The sequence below is a fragment of the Diaphorobacter sp. LR2014-1 genome, from assembly GCF_002916785.1.
Classification (GTDB): domain Bacteria; phylum Pseudomonadota; class Gammaproteobacteria; order Burkholderiales; family Burkholderiaceae_C; genus Diaphorobacter; species Diaphorobacter nitroreducens.
This window is the reverse complement of sequence record NZ_MTBE01000003.1, coordinates 168,025-183,260: the sequence shown is the minus strand read 5'-3', so window position 1 is coordinate 183,260 and position 15,236 is coordinate 168,025. Positions and strand designations below refer to the sequence as shown.

Below are 15,236 nucleotides of genomic sequence, written 5' to 3'. Positions count from 1 at the left end.
GATGCTGAGCCGCACTGCCGATCACCTGTTCTGGATGTCCCGTTACACCGAGCGGGCAGAAAACACCGCCCGCATGCTCAACGACAGTTACGAGACCTCCCTGCTGCCGCAGTCCGATGCGCAGGCGCAGGAGGGCTGGCGCGGGCTGCTGTCGATCAGTGAGCTGATTCCCGCCTACACCGCGCGGCAGGGTGCGATCACGGCCACGGGTGTGCTGCGGTTCATGGTGTGCGACGAGGGCAACCCGTCGTCCATCGCCGCGTGCCTGCGCGCGGCGCGCGAGAACGCGCGCGCCGTGCGCGGTGCCCTCACCACGGAGGTGTGGGAGACGCTGAACCAGACTTGGCTGGAGCTGTCACGCCAGCTGCGCGAGGGGGCCTTCGAGCGCGACCCCGGGCAGTTCTTCGAATGGGTCAAGTACCGCTCGCACCTGTCGCGCGGGGTCACGCTGGGCACCATGCTGCAGGACGAGGCGTTTCACTTCCTGCGCCTGGGCACCTTCCTGGAGCGCGCCGACAACACGGCGCGGCTGCTGGACGTGAAGTTCCATGCGGTGCAGAGCGATTTTCATGGGTTGGCGGGTGATGCCCGCCGTTCCACGCCCGAGGCCGACTTCTACCACTGGAGCGCCATCCTGCGCAGCGTTTCGGCGTTTGAGGTCTACCGCAAGGTGTACCGCGACGTGATCACGCCCGAGCGCGTGGCCGACCTGCTCATGCTGCGGCGGGACATGCCGCGTTCGCTGCATGCCAGCATGCACGAGGTGGTGGACAACCTGGCCGCCGTCGCGCATGAGCATTCGGGGGAGACCGAGCGGCGGGCCGGACGCCTGCTGTCCGATCTGCGTTACGGCCGCATCGACGAAATCCTGGCCACCGGCCTGCATGCCTACCTCACGCAGTTCCTGGACCGCGTGAACGAACTCGGCGGCTGCATCAGCAGGGACTTTCTCGCGCCCGCGGCGGACTGACCGGCACTTCCGGGCCCGGGCTCCGGGGGGTGTTTATTGGCCCTGTGCCATCTGGCGGCTCTGGGCGTCTTGCGCGCAGTTCGCGCGCGCGCCCTGGCGGGCAGGGGGCACCAGGCCGTACTGGGCCAGCACGCTGGCCTCCAGCTCGCCCGACTCGCGCGCGCATTGCAGTTCGGCAATCACTTCAGCGCGTGTGCGGCCGACAGCGTTGGTGCGGTCGTGGGTGGAATGGGGCATGGCGGCCACCTGCGTCTGTGCCGCCGAGGGCGCGGGGGCGTGCTGCGGCACCTGGGCCAGCGCGCCCGTGGTGGCGGTGCCGGCCAGCGCCAGTACGGCACTGGCGATGGCGCCGCGCAGCAAGGGGCGGCGCGTGGAAGGGACCTGCGAGGTCAGCGTATGCAAGGCGTTCATGAGGGCTCCTGTGGGGACACTGCCGGCGGCACCATGCCGTCCGTGGAGCCACTGTGCCGGCCCGCCCGTCGGCGTTCCAGCGCATTGCGACGAACCGCGCGCCGGCGTGCGCCAGCTGCCGTGCACGTTCGCCAGTGCGACCGTCCCCGCGGTCAACGCGATGCGTTGCGCCGCTGCTCGCGCAGCATGAACAGGTACAGGCCCTCGACCTTTTCGCGCGCCCATGGCGTCTTGCGCAGGAACTTGAGGCTGGAGGCGACGCTGGGGTCGCTCTGGAAGCAGCGCACGGGAATGCGGCTGGCCAGACCCTCCCAGCCGAAGTATTGCTGCAGCGCCACGACCATCGACTCCAGCGTGATGCCGTGCAGCGGATTGCGGGGCTGTGCGGGTGGTTGTGGGGCGGGCGCTGCAGGTTGGTCGGTCATGGACGGCGAGCATACGCGCTTGCCGCCCACGAACGCTGATTTGAAGGAAATTGCCCTATAGCGCTTATTTGGTAAGCGCTAACAGCTATTAAAAATATAGCAATTGCCTCTACTGGTGGTGCAGCAGCGGCTCGTTGGCAAACAGCTCCGCAGCCCAGTCGACGAAGGCGCGTACCTTGGCGCTCAGATGGCGGTTGGGCGGATACACCACGTACACGGGCAGCAGGGGGTGGGACCAGTCCGGCAGCACGCGCACGAGTTCGCCGCGCTCGAAGTGCTGCTGGGCCTGGAAGGTAGTGATCTGCCCCACGCCCTGGCCGGCGACGAGGGCGTTCAGATAGGCGTTGCTCTCGTTCACGGCCAGGTGAGAGGGGCCCGAGGTTTCGATCACCTCGCCGTCCTTGTGAAACTCCAGCGGATAGCGGCGCGCCGAGACGGGCGAGAAGTAGATCACGGTGCGGTGGCTGCGCTCCAGGTCCAGCGGGTGCGCGGGCACGCCAAAGCGCTCCAGGTAGGCGGGCGCGGCCACGGTGATGAATTCCAGGTTGCCGATGCGCCGCGCCACCCGGGACTGGTCGGCCAGCTCGCCGCCGCGGATCACGCAGTCGACGTTGTCGCCGATGAGGTCCACGGTGCGGTCGCTCACGCCCAGGTCGATCTGGATGTCGGGGTAGCGCTCCTGGAACTGCGCCAGGTTTGGCACGATGAGCAGCCGCGCCACCGACGATCCCACGTCCACGCGCAGACGCCCGCGCGGGTTGGCGCGCGCCTGGCTCATGCTGGCTTCGAGGTCGTCGAAGTCGGCCAACAGGCGCACGGTGCGGTCGTAGAACGCGGCGCCGTCGGCCGTCACGGTGACGCGGCGCGTGGTGCGGTTGAGCAGCTTCACGCGCAGGCGCTCTTCCAGCGCCTGGACGTGCTTGGTCACGGTGCCCTTGGGCAGTTGCAGTGAATCGGCGGCGCGTGAAGGTGCCAGCTTCGACCACCCGCGCGAATATGCGCATGGCCTGTATCTGGTCCATGTGCTTCTCCTTCTCGCTGGTGAATGAGAGTCTGGAAGCCTACCGCGGCACGCTGTACCTCACGCAGCGCCGCTACCAGGCGGGCGACGTGGCGGAACTGGACGTGGCGCGCGTGCAGACGGAGGTGGCGGCCACCGAGTCCGAGGCACTGGCGCTGGAGCGCCAGCAGGCGCAGCTGCGGCATGCATTGGCCGTGCTGGTGGGCGACGTGGCCACGGGCTTCTCGCTGCCACCGGCGGCGGTCGAGGCCGCGCTGCCGGTGATTCCGCCCGGCGTGCCCAGCACGGTCCTGGCGCGCAGGCCCGATGTGTCTGCGGCCCAGGCCGCGGTGCTGGCGGCGCAGGCACGCGTCGGCGTGGCGCAGGCGGCGTGGTTTCCCGCGCTGGCACTCACGGGCAGTGCGGGCTTTGCATCGCCCGAGCTGGGCGATCTGTTCAAGTGGTCGGCGCGTTCCTGGGGCATTGGCATGCTGCTGTCGCTGCCGCTCTTCGATGGCGGCCAGCGCGCCGCCCAGGAGGAGGGTGCGCGCGCCCGGCTGGAAGGGGCGCTCGCCGCCCACCGCGGCCAGGTGCTCACAGCCTTTCGCGAGGTGGAAGACCAGCTCAGCGCGCTGCGTCTGCTGGCCGACCAGGCGCAGGCACAGGACCGCGCCGTGCAGTCCGCCGCGCGCGCTACGCAGCTGTCCGATTCGCGCTACCGCAACGGTCTGGTGAGCCAATTGGAGTTGCTGGATGCGCGCCGCAGCGAGCTGCGCAACCGCCGCCAGGCGCTGCAGGTGCGCACAGCGCAGTACGTGGCCACGGTGGGGTTGGTGCGCGCGCTGGGCGGGGGTTGGGATACCACCAGCTGAGCGCGTGGGGATTCGCGCCCACGCGACTGCGCCGCGGGGCGTTGCACTCTATAGTGACCGGTTGCGGCCGGCGCGGGTCTTGCCCCTGCGCCTGGCGCCCGATTTTTCTTGACATGACACCCAGGAGCCCATTGCATGACCTATCCCGACACGCGCCTTTTCATCGCCGGCCAATGGCAGGACGCCGAGAGCGGCAAGACCATCGCCGTGCACAACCCGGCCACGGGCCAGGAAATCGGGCGGGTGGCGCATGCGGGCATTGCCGACCTGGACCGTGCGCTGGAGGCTGCGCAAAAGGGCTTCGAGGTGTGGCGCGACACGCCCGCCATCGAGCGCGCCAAGACCATGCGCCGGGCGGCCGCGCTGATGCGCGAGCGCGCCGATGCCATTGCAGCCATCCTCACGCAGGAGCAGGGCAAGCCCCGGGCCGAGGCGCGTGTCGAGGCCATGGCCGCGGCCGACATCATCGAGTGGTTTGCCGATGAGGGCATGCGCGTGTACGGCCGCATCGTGCCGTCGCGCAACCTGGCCGTGCGCCAGATGGTGGTGAAGGACCCGGTGGGGGTGGTGGCCGCGTTCACGCCCTGGAACTTCCCCATCAACCAGGTGGTGCGCAAACTGGGCGCGGCGCTGGCCGCGGGCTGCGCGGTGCTGGTCAAGGCGCCCGAGGAGACGCCCGCCAGCCCGGCCGAGTTGATCCGTGCGTTTGCCGATGCCGGCGTGCCCGCCGGTGCGGTGGGCCTGGTGTACGGCAACCCGGCCGAGATCTCCAACTACCTGATCCCGCACCCCATCGTGCGCAAAGTCACATTCACCGGCTCCACCCCCGTGGGCAAGCAACTGGCGGGGCTGGCGGGCCAGCACATGAAGCGTGTGACCATGGAGTTGGGCGGCCACGCGCCGGTGATTGTCTGCGAGGACGCGGATATCGAGCTGGCGGTCAAGGCCTCGGGCGGCGCCAAGTTCCGCAACGCGGGGCAGGTCTGCATCTCGCCCACGCGCTTTTTGGTGCACGAGAGCGTGCGCGCCGACTTCGTGGCCGCGCTCACGCGTCATGCCCAGGGCCTGAAGGTGGGTGACGGCCTGGCCGAGGGCACGCAGATGGGCCCGCTGGCCAACCCGCGCCGCGTGGCGGCCATGGCCGACCTGCTGGGCGATGCCGTGCAGCAGGGCGCCACGGTACGCACGGGTGGCGAGCGGCTGGGCGAGGTGGGCAACTTCTTTGCGCCCACGGTGCTCGACAACGTACCCACCCATGCACGCATCTTCAACGAGGAACCCTTCGGACCCGTCGCGGCCGTGCAGGGTTTCACGCAGCTCGAAGCGGCCATCGCCGAGGCCAACCGCCTCGCCTACGGCCTGGCGGGCTACGCGTTCACGCGCTCGCTCAAGAATGCCCACCTGCTGAGCCAGCGCGTCGAGGTGGGCATGCTGTGGGTCAACCAACCCGCGACGCCCTCGGCCGAGCTGCCGTTTGGCGGCATCAAGGATTCGGGCTACGGTTCCGAGGGCGGCCCCGAGGCGCTGGAGGCGTGCCTGAACACGCGCGCGATCTCCATCACCCACGTCTGACGCAGCCCTTCAGCACCACCAGCCCCGGCCTGCCGGGGCTTTTTTTACACCGCGCTCAGAAGCGGTAGGTGCCCGTCAGCAGCACGTTGCGGCGCTCGCCGTAGAAGCAGTCGCCGCGCGCCAGGCACTGGGTGATGTTGACCTTGTCCGTCAGGTTGTTGATGTTCAGCGCCAGGCGCCAATCGCCCGCGTCGTAGGCCACCATGGCATCGGCCAGCAGCACCGACGGGGTATCGATGGCCGGTGTGCCGGTCCACTGCGATCCGGTGTAGCGCACGCCGGCGCCTACCGTCCAGCCGCCCCGGCCCTGGGCCGCGAAGCGGTGCATGAGCCAGCTGGACGCCGTGTGCCGCGGCACGCCCGCCACGCGCTGGCCCTGGTCGCCCGCGTTGCTGCGGCTGATGGTGGCGTCGGCATAGGCATAGCCCAGCGTCCAGTCCCAATGGCGCGCCAGGCTGGCGGTCATCTCGGCTTCGAGACCCTTGATGGTGACCTCGCCGATCTGCAGGCTGTTGAGCGGGTTGCTCGGGTCGGTGGTCTTGCGGTTCTTCTCGCGCAGGTGGTAGAGCGCCGCAAAGGCCGAGATGCCGCGCCCTTCGGGCATCCACTTCACGCCGGCCTCCCACTGCTGGCCGCGCTGGGGTTTGTAGGCCGTGCCGTACACGTTGACGCCGCCCAGCGGTTGGAACGACTCTGAATAACCGACATACGGTGCCCAGCCCCCGCCGGCCTGGTAGGTCAGGCCCAGGCGCTTGGTCCAGGCCTTGTCGTCCACCGCCGCGGCGGGGCGGCCTTCGGTGTCGGTCTTGGCGCGGTCATGGCGCAGGCCCAGCGTGGCGGTCCACGCACCCCAGCGCATCTGGTCCTGCAGGTACAGGCCCAGCTGGCGCTGCGTCACGTCGGGCAGGGCCGTCAGGGCGGCGCTGCTGGGCGGGGTGAAGTTGCCGTACACCGGTACATACACGTCGATGGCGGGCGCCACGGCGCGCCAACTGGACTGGCTGGTGTGGTTGCGCTGACCGTCCACGCCGACCAGCAGCGTGTGCTCTACCGCGCCCGCGCGCAGGTGGCCTTCCAGCTGCGTGTCGATGAGCAGCAGGCGGCTGGCGTTGCGTTGCCAGGCGGCGTCGCGCAGCACGGTGCGACCATTGGCGTCGAACACCGGACGCGCGGGTCGGCCGCTGGCGGCATTGGCAGTGAAGCTGGTGTAGAGCGTGCGGTAGTCCACGTCGCTCACGGTGCGGCGCAGGTTCTGGCGCAGCGTCCAGTCGCCGTTCAGGCGGTGGCTGAAGAGGTAGCCCCAGGAGGCGTTCTCGGTGTCGTAGGCGTCCCAGCCCGGCTCGCTGATGAAGGTGTTGGTGGGAATACGCCCGTAGGCACTCGGCAGCCGCGTGCCCTGCCAGGGGAAGAAGCCGATCAGCGAGCCGCTCTGGTCCTTCTGGTAGTGCGCCTGCAGCGTGAGCGAGGTGTCCGCGCTCGGCCGCCAGGTGAGCGATGGCGCGAACACCACGCGGTCATCGTCCACGTGGTCCACCTGCGTGCCGCTGTCGCGGCCCACGGCCACCAGGCGGTAGAGCCACCGGCCCTCGGCATCCAGCGGGCCGGTCAGGTCGGCGGCGATCTGCTTGCGCGCATGGCTGCCTATCTGCACCTGCACCTCGCGCTGGCGCTCGGCCAGCGGACGCTTGGACGTGAGGTTGAGCACGCCGCCCACGCTGCCCTGGCCGTAGAGCACCGAAGAGGGGCCGCGCAGGAATTCCACGCGCTCCAGCGTGTAGGGCTCTGCCTTGACATTGTTGTACGTGCCATAGGTGCGCAGCAGGCCGTCCAGGTACTGCGTCACATCGCCGCCGCGCGCCTTGAAGCTGTCCACGCGGCTGTCGAAGTAGCTCGACACGATGCCCGCGCTGTAGCGCGTGGTCTCGCGCAGCGTCCCTACTCCCTGGGCTTCCATCTGGTCGCGCGTGACCACGCTGATGGCCTGGGGTGTCTCGATGAGCGGCGTGTCGGTCTTGGTGGCCGACAGCGCGCGGCGGGCCACGAAGCCCCGTACCGGTTCGGTGGCGCTTTGCTGCGCCGGGTCGGCGCTGATGGTGACCGCGGGCAGGGCGGCTTCGGTGGTTTGGGCCTGCGCGGCGGCGCCGCACAGCAGCGCCACGGCGGCCTGTGCGGCGGCAGTGCGCGTGACGGGGAAAGGGCGAAAGATCATGGTGCTATGAATGGTGAAGCTGGTTGCGCAGGATGGACGGACGCTGCAGCGTGTTTTGATAGAAATTGAGGGGCTCAGAACGTGTAGTCCAGCGTGACGTAGAGCGAGCGCGGCTCGCCCGGTGTGACGGCCGCAAAGCCCGCGGCCGTGGTGGATGCGTCCACGTAGTAGCGCCGGTTGGCGGCGTTCTTCAGGTTGGCTTGCAGTCGCACGCCACCGCCGAACTGGTAGCCCAGCGCGAGGTCCGCCACGGTGTAGCCGGGCAGGCGCCACCGGTTGTCGTTGGCGGTGAACTTGTCGCCCTGGTGGACCAGCCCGCCGCCGACCCACAGGCCGGGCACCCCGGGCAGGCGGTACTGGGTCCACAGCGAGGCGGTGCGCCGCGGGGCGAGCGCGACGCGGTGGCCCACGTTGGCGCCGGGCACGGTGTCGGCCAGCACCTTGGGGTCGAGGAAGGTGGCCTGCGCGGTGACGCTCCAGCCCGGGGTGATGCGGCCTTGTGCCTCCACTTCCAGCCCCTTGATGCGCTGGCGGCCTGTCAGCACCGAGTAGCCGGGGTGCTCGGGGTCGTTGGCCGGTGCGTTGGTCAGTTCCAGCGCGAAGGCCGATACGGTGGTGAGCAGGCGCTGGCCCAGCCATTCCTGCTTCCAGCCCACCTCCAGCTGCTTGCCCTCGGAGGGTGGCGCCGCGCGGTCGCCCCACAGCAGCGTGCCCGAGTTCGCCTGGAACGAGCGCGCATGGCTCACATAGAACATGCTGGCGGGCAGGGGCTGCCAGCTCAGCGCGGCGCTGGGCTGGGTCTTGCTCAGATCCGTGGCGGGCTTGGTGTAAGCGTCCTTGAGCCGGTCGTGGCGCAGGCCCAGCAGCAGGCTGAAGTCGCCCAGGGCGAGCCGGTCCTGCACGAACAGGCCCGTGTTGCGCGTGTCCGAGGCCACGGCGGCCCTGCCGCCCGAAGCCGCGGGCGGCACCAGGCCCGTCACGGGCTGGTACAGGTCCACTGCACCCAGGTTGCCCGTGCCACGCGCACCGTACACGCCCTCGATGGCACGCCAATCCAGCCCGGCGAGCAGCGTGTGGCGCACGGGACCCGTCCGCACTTGTGCGCGCAGTTCGGCCAGCGCGGTGTCCGACGTGTAGTTCTGCCCCGGTGCCAGCCAGTAGCTGCGCGCGACCTGGCCGCCCGTCACCGGGCCGATGGGGTAGACCATGTTCACGTTGCGAAAGGTCTCGTTGCGCGACAGGTGCACCCGCCCTTCAAGGCGATCGGTGAAGCGGTGCTGCAGCTCGGTGGAATAAAAGCGCAGGTGCCCGTCGGTGCGCAGCCAGGGCTCGCCATAGAAGGTGCCCACCGGGAGCACGTCCGCGCTGCGCGGGTTCTGCGGGTCGGGCACCGCCAGCCCTACGGTGGATACGCCTTCCAGGCTTTGGTACTCGGCCTGTGCGCGCCAGCGCGTGTCCGGCGTGAGCTGCCATTCCAGGCTGCCGGCCAGGCCCTGCTTGCGCGGCGTGTTGCCGTCCACGAAGCTGCCGCCGCGGCTCGCGCCGCCGTCCAGCCGGTAGCGCAGCGTGCCGTCGGCATTCAGGGGGCCGGTGAGGTCGAATTCGGCATTGCGCCAGCCGTGGCTGCCGGCGCCGATCTTCACGCTGCGCAGCGGATCGGCCTGGGGCCGTTTGCTCACGTAATTGACGAGGCCGCCCGGCGCCACCTGGCCGAACTCCAGCGCCGCCGGGCCCTTGATGACCTCGACGCGTTCGATGTTGAACAGCGGTGGATCGAGCAGGTGCACGAACTTGGCACCGTCGCGCAGGTAGTTGTAGGTGTTGTTGGCCCACAACCCGCGGATGGCGAACTGCGAGTACGAGCCTGCGTACTCGCTGCGCGAGGACACGCCGGCCGCGTTGCGCAGCACGTCGCGCTCGGTGGTGGCCAACTGCTGCTCCAGCAGCGCGCTGTCGATCACGCTCACGGCGCGCGGCGTCTCCAGCACTGGCAGGCCCAGGCGCGAGCTGCTTTGCGCGCGGCGCGCGGGCGTGGCGGCGGCGCCCGCCGTGGAGTCGACCACGTCTACCTGGCGCAGGGTGGCGGTTGCCGCCGGCGCGCCCGGCGGGGCCTCGGCGGTCTGTGCGATCGCGCTGCCGCACAGCAGCCACAGCGCGGCCTGCGCGGCCAGAGCCACGGCCGTGCGCCGCGGGCGGGGAACAAGGGGAGGTTTCATGGCGGTGGGGGATGCAAGGGGCGGGATACCGCTCAGCGCGCCTTGGCGGGCGGTGCGGGCAGGGCGGGCAGGGTGGGCGATACGGCAACGTGCGTCTGCACGAAGCTCAGCGTGGTCACGTAGCTCGCTTCGCCATAGGGCTGGCCCAGGTGTTCGCCGGGGGTCTTGTCGGTGTGTTGGACCTCGGCCACGTACTGGCCCTGCCATGGCAGGGCAAAGCGCACCGTGCCGTCTTCGCCGGTGATGGCCTCGCGCGACCAGCCGGAGGGCGCCACCAGCGTCACCTTGGCCTGGGGCAGCGGGGCGCCCTGGAACACCACGCGCAGCGTGCCGTCCTGCCCCGTGGGCACGAGGTCCAGGGGCGTGGCGGCGTCCACCGGCTGCGCCAGGCTGGACACCCAGCGCGCCGCGGGGCGCCACAGCAGCGGTGGACGCTGCGTCTTGCTGCGGTCGATGAGCGGGTACGGAGCTTCCGCCCAGAGCGTGTCCGCGGCGCTTTGCGGCGCATAGACGAAGGCGGTGGGCGTGCGGCGGCCTTCGGTCGACCGCGCGCCGGCCTGGCGTAGCACAGGCACTGCGGTGAATTTGTCCAACAGGCCCGGCGAGGTCTCGCGCAGGTTATCGGCGTATTCACCGAAGTGCAGGCGCGTCTCGTTCGGTGCCTGCTCCAGCCAGACCTGGTGGGCCTGCGCAGCGCCGCCGGCCAGCAGCAGCGCACCGGCCAGCCGCGCGAGGGGGTGTCGAGGGATGAGGGACATGGGCGTGTTCTCCTGTGAATGGATGGATGTATGCGAGGAATGGCGTTTGCTATTGAATGAATAGCTGTCAGCGCTTTACAGATAAGCGCTGTGGCCGGTTTTGATGCGAAGATCAGGCAGGCGCATGAAGGCTCTCGCAAGGGCGCCCCAGGGCGCCTTGTGGATAACGCTGGCTGCCTGCGCCAGCCGGGCGGCTGGCGTGGGTGGCTCTGAAAGAAGTGCGTGTGCGTCGGCACACCGGCCCGCGATGCGGGCCATGCGGGCTCAGCCCGGCCCGGCGCCGGCGCAGCCCGTGGCCGCGGCCCCTACGAACAGCGCGGCCAGCAAGGCCGCCACGCCGGCGGTGGGCAGCCAGCGTGGCCGCCAGGTGGCCAGCGCCGTGGCGGCCAGCGCTGCCAGCGAGAGGGCTACGCTCCACCACACCAGGCCCATGGGCACGGTCGGGGCCGGCCGTCCCACGGCATGGGCCAGGGCCGCTGCCAGCAGTACCCAGCCCACGCCACGCAGGCGCTGCAGCGTGGGGGCGGTGGCGGATCGGCGCAGCGCGTCCTCGTGGTGCCGATCCATGCCCAGGGCCATGGCGCACCAGCCGGCCAGGCACAACAACAGTTCCGTCATCTCAGGCTCCCGCGCGGTGGCCGCGCGTGGCCGACAGATGTGCCGGCACGGCCGCTGGGGGCCTTGCGCCAGCGGTCGCCCGCAGGGGTCGCAGCCGGTAGGCCAGCGCCAGCAGCAACGCGCCGGTGGCGAGGAATGCCAGGTCCATGCCCGCCAAAACCCAGTCGCGGGCTGGCAGGCTGACGCCCAGGTGCGCGTGCGTGGTGGCTGCGTTCAACAGCGGCAGCAGCGCCCAGAGCGCCCCGGCCAGTGCCAGCAGGGCGCACCAGCCGCGCCGGCCCGGTGAGGCGGCCGCGAGCAGCAGCGCTAGCGCCCATGCGCTGAAGAAACAGGCCAGCTCCGCATCGGCCCGCGCCGCCCAGTGCAGCGGCAGCAGCCGGTTGGCAGCGAGGTAGACCGCCAAAGCCAGCGGCAGGCCGGCCAGCGCCGCCAGGTTGAGGCTGGCCACCAGCCGCTCGCCGAAGGGCAGGCGCTGGGGCTGCCCGGCATGGGGACGCCGTGCCTGCGCTTGGCGTTTGACAGTCCACAGCACCAGGCCGGTGGCGATCATCAGGCTGCCCAGCACGCCGAAGCCGAACAGGGCCCAGCGCAGGCCGGGACCTGCGAACCGTGCAAGGTGCAGGCCGTAGAGCACGCCATAGGTCTGCCGTGCCGCGCCGGCGGGGGCGGCTTCGTGCAGCAACTGGCCACTGGCGCCATCGAACCACAGGCGTTCGGGACCGTACTGCAGGCGGTCGCCGTCATGGCGCGTGACCTCCAGGCGCACATCGCCGCCGGGGTCGCGCTGCGCGCGCAGGCGCTGCACGCGCCCTCCCTGCCAGTGGGCCTGGGCCTGCTGCATGGCAGCGGCCACGGCCAGCGGTGGCAGGGGCGCGGGCGGACCGGCCTGGGCGGTGCCCGCGCTGCGCGGGGCGTCCCCCTGCAGTTCTGCGAAGTAGCTGGCCGTGTCGGTGCCGCGTGCGCCGGGATACACGGCGGCAATGCCCGCCGGCAGGTACAGCGAGTGAAAGATCATGAGTCCGCTGAAGGTGATCACCAGGTAGAACGGCAGCGCCAGCACGCCGCTGACGTTGTGCGCATCCAGCCATGCACGCTGGCCGCCCTTGGCGGGGCGAAAGGTGAAGAAGTCCTTGAAGATGCGCCGGTGCGTGACCACGCCGGTGAGCAGCGCCACGAACATCAGCAGCGTGGCCGCGCCCACGATCCAGCGCCCTTGCAGCACCCAGCGGCCCTGGTGCGCGGTGCGCAACTCGAAATGGAAGCGGTAGAAGAAGTCTCCCCCCGCCGTGGCCCGTGGCGTGAGGATGTCGCCGGTGGCGGGGTGCACCAGCAGGGGCTGGAAGCGCTCGCGCGGCCCCGCGTGCCACAGCAGCGACACCTCGGGCTGGCGCTCGTCGGGCAGGCGCATGATCCACTGGGTGGCCTGCGGTGCGTGCTGCCGCAGGGCGGCCAGGGCGCGCTCGGCGACGGCTGCCGCGTCATCTGCCTTGGCGGGCGGCAGGGCCTGGAGTTCGGGGCGCATCCAGTGGTTGAACTCGGGCTTGAAATACGACAGCGTGCCCGTCACGAAGATGGCAAACAGCAGCCAGCCCAGCAGCAGTCCCGCCCAGGTGTGCAGCCAGGCCATGGCCTGGCGAAAGCCCTCGCGTGCGGGGGCGCGGGATGCATCGGCGGGCGGGCTCATGCGGCACCCGCCAGCCATTGCGGCACCTGGGCGGCCAGCCCCAGCAGCATCGCAGGGCCCAGCACGCCGCACCAGGCCTGCCAGGCCGTGCGCGCAAAGAAAACCCAGGCGATGGCCAACACATAGACCAGCCACGCCAGCAAGGTGGCGGCCAGCACGGCGTCCACGCGGGAGCTGCGTTGTGCCAGGGCCAGCGCGGCCGCAGCCGTGAAGGCCGCCGTGAGCGCATAGCCTCCCGCCACCGCGGCCAGTGTGCGCGAGGCCACGGCGAGCCGGTAGCGCCACAACGGTTGCGTGGGCCTCATCGGACTCCCTCCTGTGCCGCGAGGGAGCGGGACGGCCGCACGGCGGTCGAGGCCTCGCCGTTGAACAGGGGCGGGGCGGCGTCGAGGCGCAACGTCAAGGCGGAGCAGGCGCGGATCACGGGTTACTTAGGATATGTCATGAGAACGATTCGCATTTAAGTATAGGTGAGAAATGTCTGCGCACGTGAAGGCCGTCCGCCGTTGCGATGCGTGCGCGCGACAGGTGCCGCTGCGCCGGCACCACAGGCAGGCCCATGCACGGCGCCGGCTTGGCCGTGCACCGCAAAACGGGCTGTAACGTTGCGAAAGCGTCCGCGTGAGCGTCAGCCGCGCTCAACCGGCCGGCCGGGGTCGCTGCACCACTCGCTCCAGCTGCCGGCAAACAGGGCCGTGGGACCCAGGCCCGCGATTTCCATGGCCAGCAGGTTGGGCAGGGCGCTCACGCCGCTGCCGCATTGATGGACGACGGTGGCGGGGTCGCGGCCCTCCAGCAGGGTGGTGAACTCGGCACGCAGCTGCTCCGGGCTCTTGAAGTGGCCGTCCGTTCCCAGGTTCAGGCCGAAGGGGCGGTTGAGTGCGCCGGGGATGTGGCCCGCCACGGGATCCAGCGGCTCCACCTCGCCCCGGTAGCGTGGTGTGGCGCGCGCGTCGACCACCGTCTGGCCGGGCTGACCCAGTTGCGCCAGCACCTCCTGCGCACTCACCAGCCGGCGCAGCGGCGCCTGCAGCCGAAAGTGCGACTGGAAACGCGCCGGCTCGTCGCCGCTGGCCACCGCGCCGCCGGCGGCCTGCCAGGCCTGCAGCCCGCCGTCGAGCACGGCCACGGCATCATGTCCCGCCCACTTGAGCATCCACCACAGGCGGCCGCAGTAGTTGGCGCCGTTGCGGTCGTACACCACGGCCTGCATGTCATTGGCAAAGCCAATGTCCGAGAGCCAGGTCGCAAATCGCTCGCGGTTGGGCAGCGGGTGGCGCCCGCCCGATGCGGGCTCGTCCGCCGCCGAGGCCACGACCGTGCCGCCCGCGCCGGGAGCGCCATGGCGGGCGCTCAGGTGCTTGTCCAGGTCGGCGTGGAAGGCGCCGGGGATGTGCGCCTCGCGGTATTGGCTGGCACCCAGGGTGGGTTGGGTGAGGTCGAAGCTGCAGTCGAACACCATCAGCGGCTGGCCGCTGTGCAGGAGGGACTGCAGTTCAGGAACGGAGATCAGCGTGGTGTAGGGCATGGTCGGGCTCTGTGCGTATCGATCAGGCCCCATTGTCGCGGCGTTGGGCGCGCCAGCGCGTCAGTGTTCTTCGGCAGGCGTGTCCGGCGCGGCCCGGGCACGCAATACGGTGGCCGTGATGCCGCTGCCCACGATGAGCGCCATGCCCGCCCAGCCGATGAGTGGCAACTGGTCGCCGAACAGCGCCACGCCGTAGATGCTGGCGAAGACGATGCCCGAGTACTGCAGGTTGGCCACCACCAGCGTGCCGCGGGCGGTGAGGGCGCGCGAGTAGGCACGCGTCATGCACAACTGCCCGCCCGCGGCCAGCAGGCCCAGCGGCAGCAGCCACAACGCGGGCCACCCGGGCCAGTCGGACATGCCCGTGACCAGCATAGCCGCGCCGCCGGCTACGGCCGAGCCCACGGCGAAATAGAACACGGTGCGCGTCTCGGGCTCGCCCAGGCGCGACAGCGCCACCACCTGCATGTAGGCGAACGCGGCGGTCAGGCCCGAGCACAGGCCCACCAGACCCGCAAAGGCCTGGTTGTCGTCGATGCTGGGGCGCAGCATCATGACCACGCCCGCGAACCCGACCAGCACGGTCAGCACCAAGGTCACTTGCAACGGCGGGCGCGGCTGCGCGCTGGAGGGGCGCCAGGCGAGCAACGCGCCGCCGATCAGGAAGGCGGCGATCCACACGCTGCTCATGTAGTTGAGTGTCATCGCCGTGGGCAGGGGCAGGTAGGCGATGGCGTAGAACCACGCGCCCAGCGATGTCACGCCGATCAGGCTGCGCCAGGCGTGCATGCCAGGGTAGCGTGTGGCCAGTGCCACCTTTTGCGAGCGTGCCAGCGCCCAGAGGATGGCCATGCCGATGAAGCCGCGGTAGCAGACCAGCTCGGCCGCGTTGAAGTAGGCCGAGGCCATTTTCACGCAGACCCCCATGCTTGCGAACAGGAACGCCGCCAACACCATCCAGAGCGCTTGCATG

General features: G+C 70.4%; 12 protein-coding genes and 2 pseudogenes. 3 read left to right on the top strand and 11 right to left on the bottom strand.

Going from position 1 to position 15,236, the window contains the following annotated elements; genetic code table 11:
- The first annotated feature begins 1 nt into the window (after window position 1).
- The gene (locus tag BV908_RS04165) at window positions 2–970 is read left to right on the top strand and encodes an alpha-E domain-containing protein (RefSeq protein WP_047349599.1); all 969 of its coding nucleotides are present in this window, start codon (window positions 2–4) and stop codon (window positions 968–970) included.
- Between the two features lie 33 nt (window positions 971–1,003).
- Here the strand turns inward: BV908_RS04165 and BV908_RS04160 are convergent, their stop codons facing one another.
- The 3 genes and pseudogenes from BV908_RS04160 to BV908_RS04150 all read right to left on the bottom strand — a co-directional run bounded on the left by BV908_RS04160 (window position 1,004) and on the right by BV908_RS04150 (window position 2,828).
- Entirely contained in the window at window positions 1,004–1,381 is a 378-nt protein-coding gene (locus BV908_RS04160; RefSeq protein WP_011804460.1) for a hypothetical protein, read from the bottom strand.
- A gap of 152 nt (window positions 1,382–1,533) precedes the next feature.
- The gene (locus BV908_RS04155; RefSeq protein ID WP_103737315.1) at window positions 1,534–1,806 is read right to left on the bottom strand and encodes a VF530 family protein; all 273 of its coding nucleotides are present in this window, start codon (window positions 1,804–1,806) and stop codon (window positions 1,534–1,536) included.
- Window positions 1,807–1,915: 109 nt separating this feature from the next.
- Window positions 1,916–2,828, bottom strand: a pseudogene (locus tag BV908_RS04150) (LysR family transcriptional regulator).
- Window positions 2,829–2,841: 13 nt separating this feature from the next.
- On the opposite strand from BV908_RS04150, the pseudogene BV908_RS04145 reads away from it, so the two are divergent.
- Both BV908_RS04145 and BV908_RS04140 read left to right on the top strand, forming a co-directional pair.
- Window positions 2,842–3,678: pseudogene (locus BV908_RS04145) on the top strand (efflux transporter outer membrane subunit); the annotation flags it as partial.
- A 135-nt stretch (window positions 3,679–3,813) separates the two neighbouring features.
- On the top strand, window positions 3,814–5,250 hold the full coding sequence (locus tag BV908_RS04140; RefSeq protein ID WP_088887446.1) for an NAD-dependent succinate-semialdehyde dehydrogenase: 1,437 nt from the start codon (window positions 3,814–3,816) through the stop codon (window positions 5,248–5,250).
- Between the two features lie 55 nt (window positions 5,251–5,305).
- On the opposite strand, the gene BV908_RS04135 is transcribed toward BV908_RS04140, so the two are convergent.
- From BV908_RS04135 to BV908_RS04100, 8 genes are all read right to left on the bottom strand, one after another.
- Window positions 5,306–7,459 carry a TonB-dependent siderophore receptor gene (locus BV908_RS04135; protein ID WP_103737314.1) on the bottom strand — a complete coding sequence of 718 codons (2,154 nt, stop codon included), beginning with the start codon at window positions 7,457–7,459 and terminating at the stop codon, window positions 5,306–5,308.
- A gap of 74 nt (window positions 7,460–7,533) precedes the next feature.
- On the bottom strand, window positions 7,534–9,675 hold the full coding sequence (locus BV908_RS04130; RefSeq protein ID WP_103737313.1) for a TonB-dependent siderophore receptor: 2,142 nt from the start codon (window positions 9,673–9,675) through the stop codon (window positions 7,534–7,536).
- 32 nt (window positions 9,676–9,707) lie between these two features.
- On the bottom strand, window positions 9,708–10,433 hold the full coding sequence (locus BV908_RS04125) for a DUF4198 domain-containing protein (RefSeq protein ID WP_103737312.1): 726 nt from the start codon (window positions 10,431–10,433) through the stop codon (window positions 9,708–9,710).
- A gap of 264 nt (window positions 10,434–10,697) precedes the next feature.
- Window positions 10,698–11,051, bottom strand: a complete 354-nt coding sequence (locus BV908_RS04120; protein WP_047349605.1) for a DUF3325 domain-containing protein — start codon at window positions 11,049–11,051, stop codon at window positions 10,698–10,700.
- A gap of 1 nt (window position 11,052) precedes the next feature.
- Complete coding sequence (locus tag BV908_RS04115) at window positions 11,053–12,735, bottom strand: PepSY-associated TM helix domain-containing protein (protein WP_103737311.1); 1,683 nt, start codon at window positions 12,733–12,735, stop codon at window positions 11,053–11,055.
- Complete coding sequence (locus BV908_RS04110) at window positions 12,732–13,040, bottom strand: DUF3649 domain-containing protein (RefSeq protein WP_103737310.1); 309 nt, start codon at window positions 13,038–13,040, stop codon at window positions 12,732–12,734. The genes BV908_RS04115 and BV908_RS04110 overlap by 4 nt, the downstream gene beginning before the upstream one ends.
- A gap of 323 nt (window positions 13,041–13,363) precedes the next feature.
- Window positions 13,364–14,263 carry a sulfurtransferase gene (locus BV908_RS04105; protein ID WP_103737309.1) on the bottom strand — a complete coding sequence of 300 codons (900 nt, stop codon included), beginning with the start codon at window positions 14,261–14,263 and terminating at the stop codon, window positions 13,364–13,366.
- A gap of 60 nt (window positions 14,264–14,323) precedes the next feature.
- Window positions 14,324–15,235, bottom strand: coding sequence for a DMT family transporter (locus BV908_RS04100; RefSeq protein ID WP_015912681.1), 912 nt, complete (start codon window positions 15,233–15,235; stop codon window positions 14,324–14,326).
- Window position 15,236 lies beyond the last annotated feature (1 nt).

Coding starts and splice junctions, on each gene's coding strand:
- BV908_RS04165 (WP_047349599.1), top strand. CDS start 2: ATGCTGAGCCGCACTGCCGATCACCTGTTCTGGATGTCCCGTTACACC.
- BV908_RS04160 (WP_011804460.1), bottom strand. CDS start 1,381: ATGAACGCCTTGCATACGCTGACCTCGCAGGTCCCTTCCACGCGCCGC.
- BV908_RS04155 (WP_103737315.1), bottom strand. CDS start 1,806: ATGACCGACCAACCTGCAGCGCCCGCCCCACAACCACCCGCACAGCCC.
- BV908_RS04140 (WP_088887446.1), top strand. CDS start 3,814: ATGACCTATCCCGACACGCGCCTTTTCATCGCCGGCCAATGGCAGGAC.
- BV908_RS04135 (WP_103737314.1), bottom strand. CDS start 7,459: ATGATCTTTCGCCCTTTCCCCGTCACGCGCACTGCCGCCGCACAGGCC.
- BV908_RS04130 (WP_103737313.1), bottom strand. CDS start 9,675: ATGAAACCTCCCCTTGTTCCCCGCCCGCGGCGCACGGCCGTGGCTCTG.
- BV908_RS04125 (WP_103737312.1), bottom strand. CDS start 10,433: ATGTCCCTCATCCCTCGACACCCCCTCGCGCGGCTGGCCGGTGCGCTG.
- BV908_RS04120 (WP_047349605.1), bottom strand. CDS start 11,051: ATGACGGAACTGTTGTTGTGCCTGGCCGGCTGGTGCGCCATGGCCCTG.
- BV908_RS04115 (WP_103737311.1), bottom strand. CDS start 12,735: ATGAGCCCGCCCGCCGATGCATCCCGCGCCCCCGCACGCGAGGGCTTT.
- BV908_RS04110 (WP_103737310.1), bottom strand. CDS start 13,040: ATGAGGCCCACGCAACCGTTGTGGCGCTACCGGCTCGCCGTGGCCTCG.
- BV908_RS04105 (WP_103737309.1), bottom strand. CDS start 14,263: ATGCCCTACACCACGCTGATCTCCGTTCCTGAACTGCAGTCCCTCCTG.
- BV908_RS04100 (WP_015912681.1), bottom strand. CDS start 15,235: ATGCAAGCGCTCTGGATGGTGTTGGCGGCGTTCCTGTTCGCAAGCATG.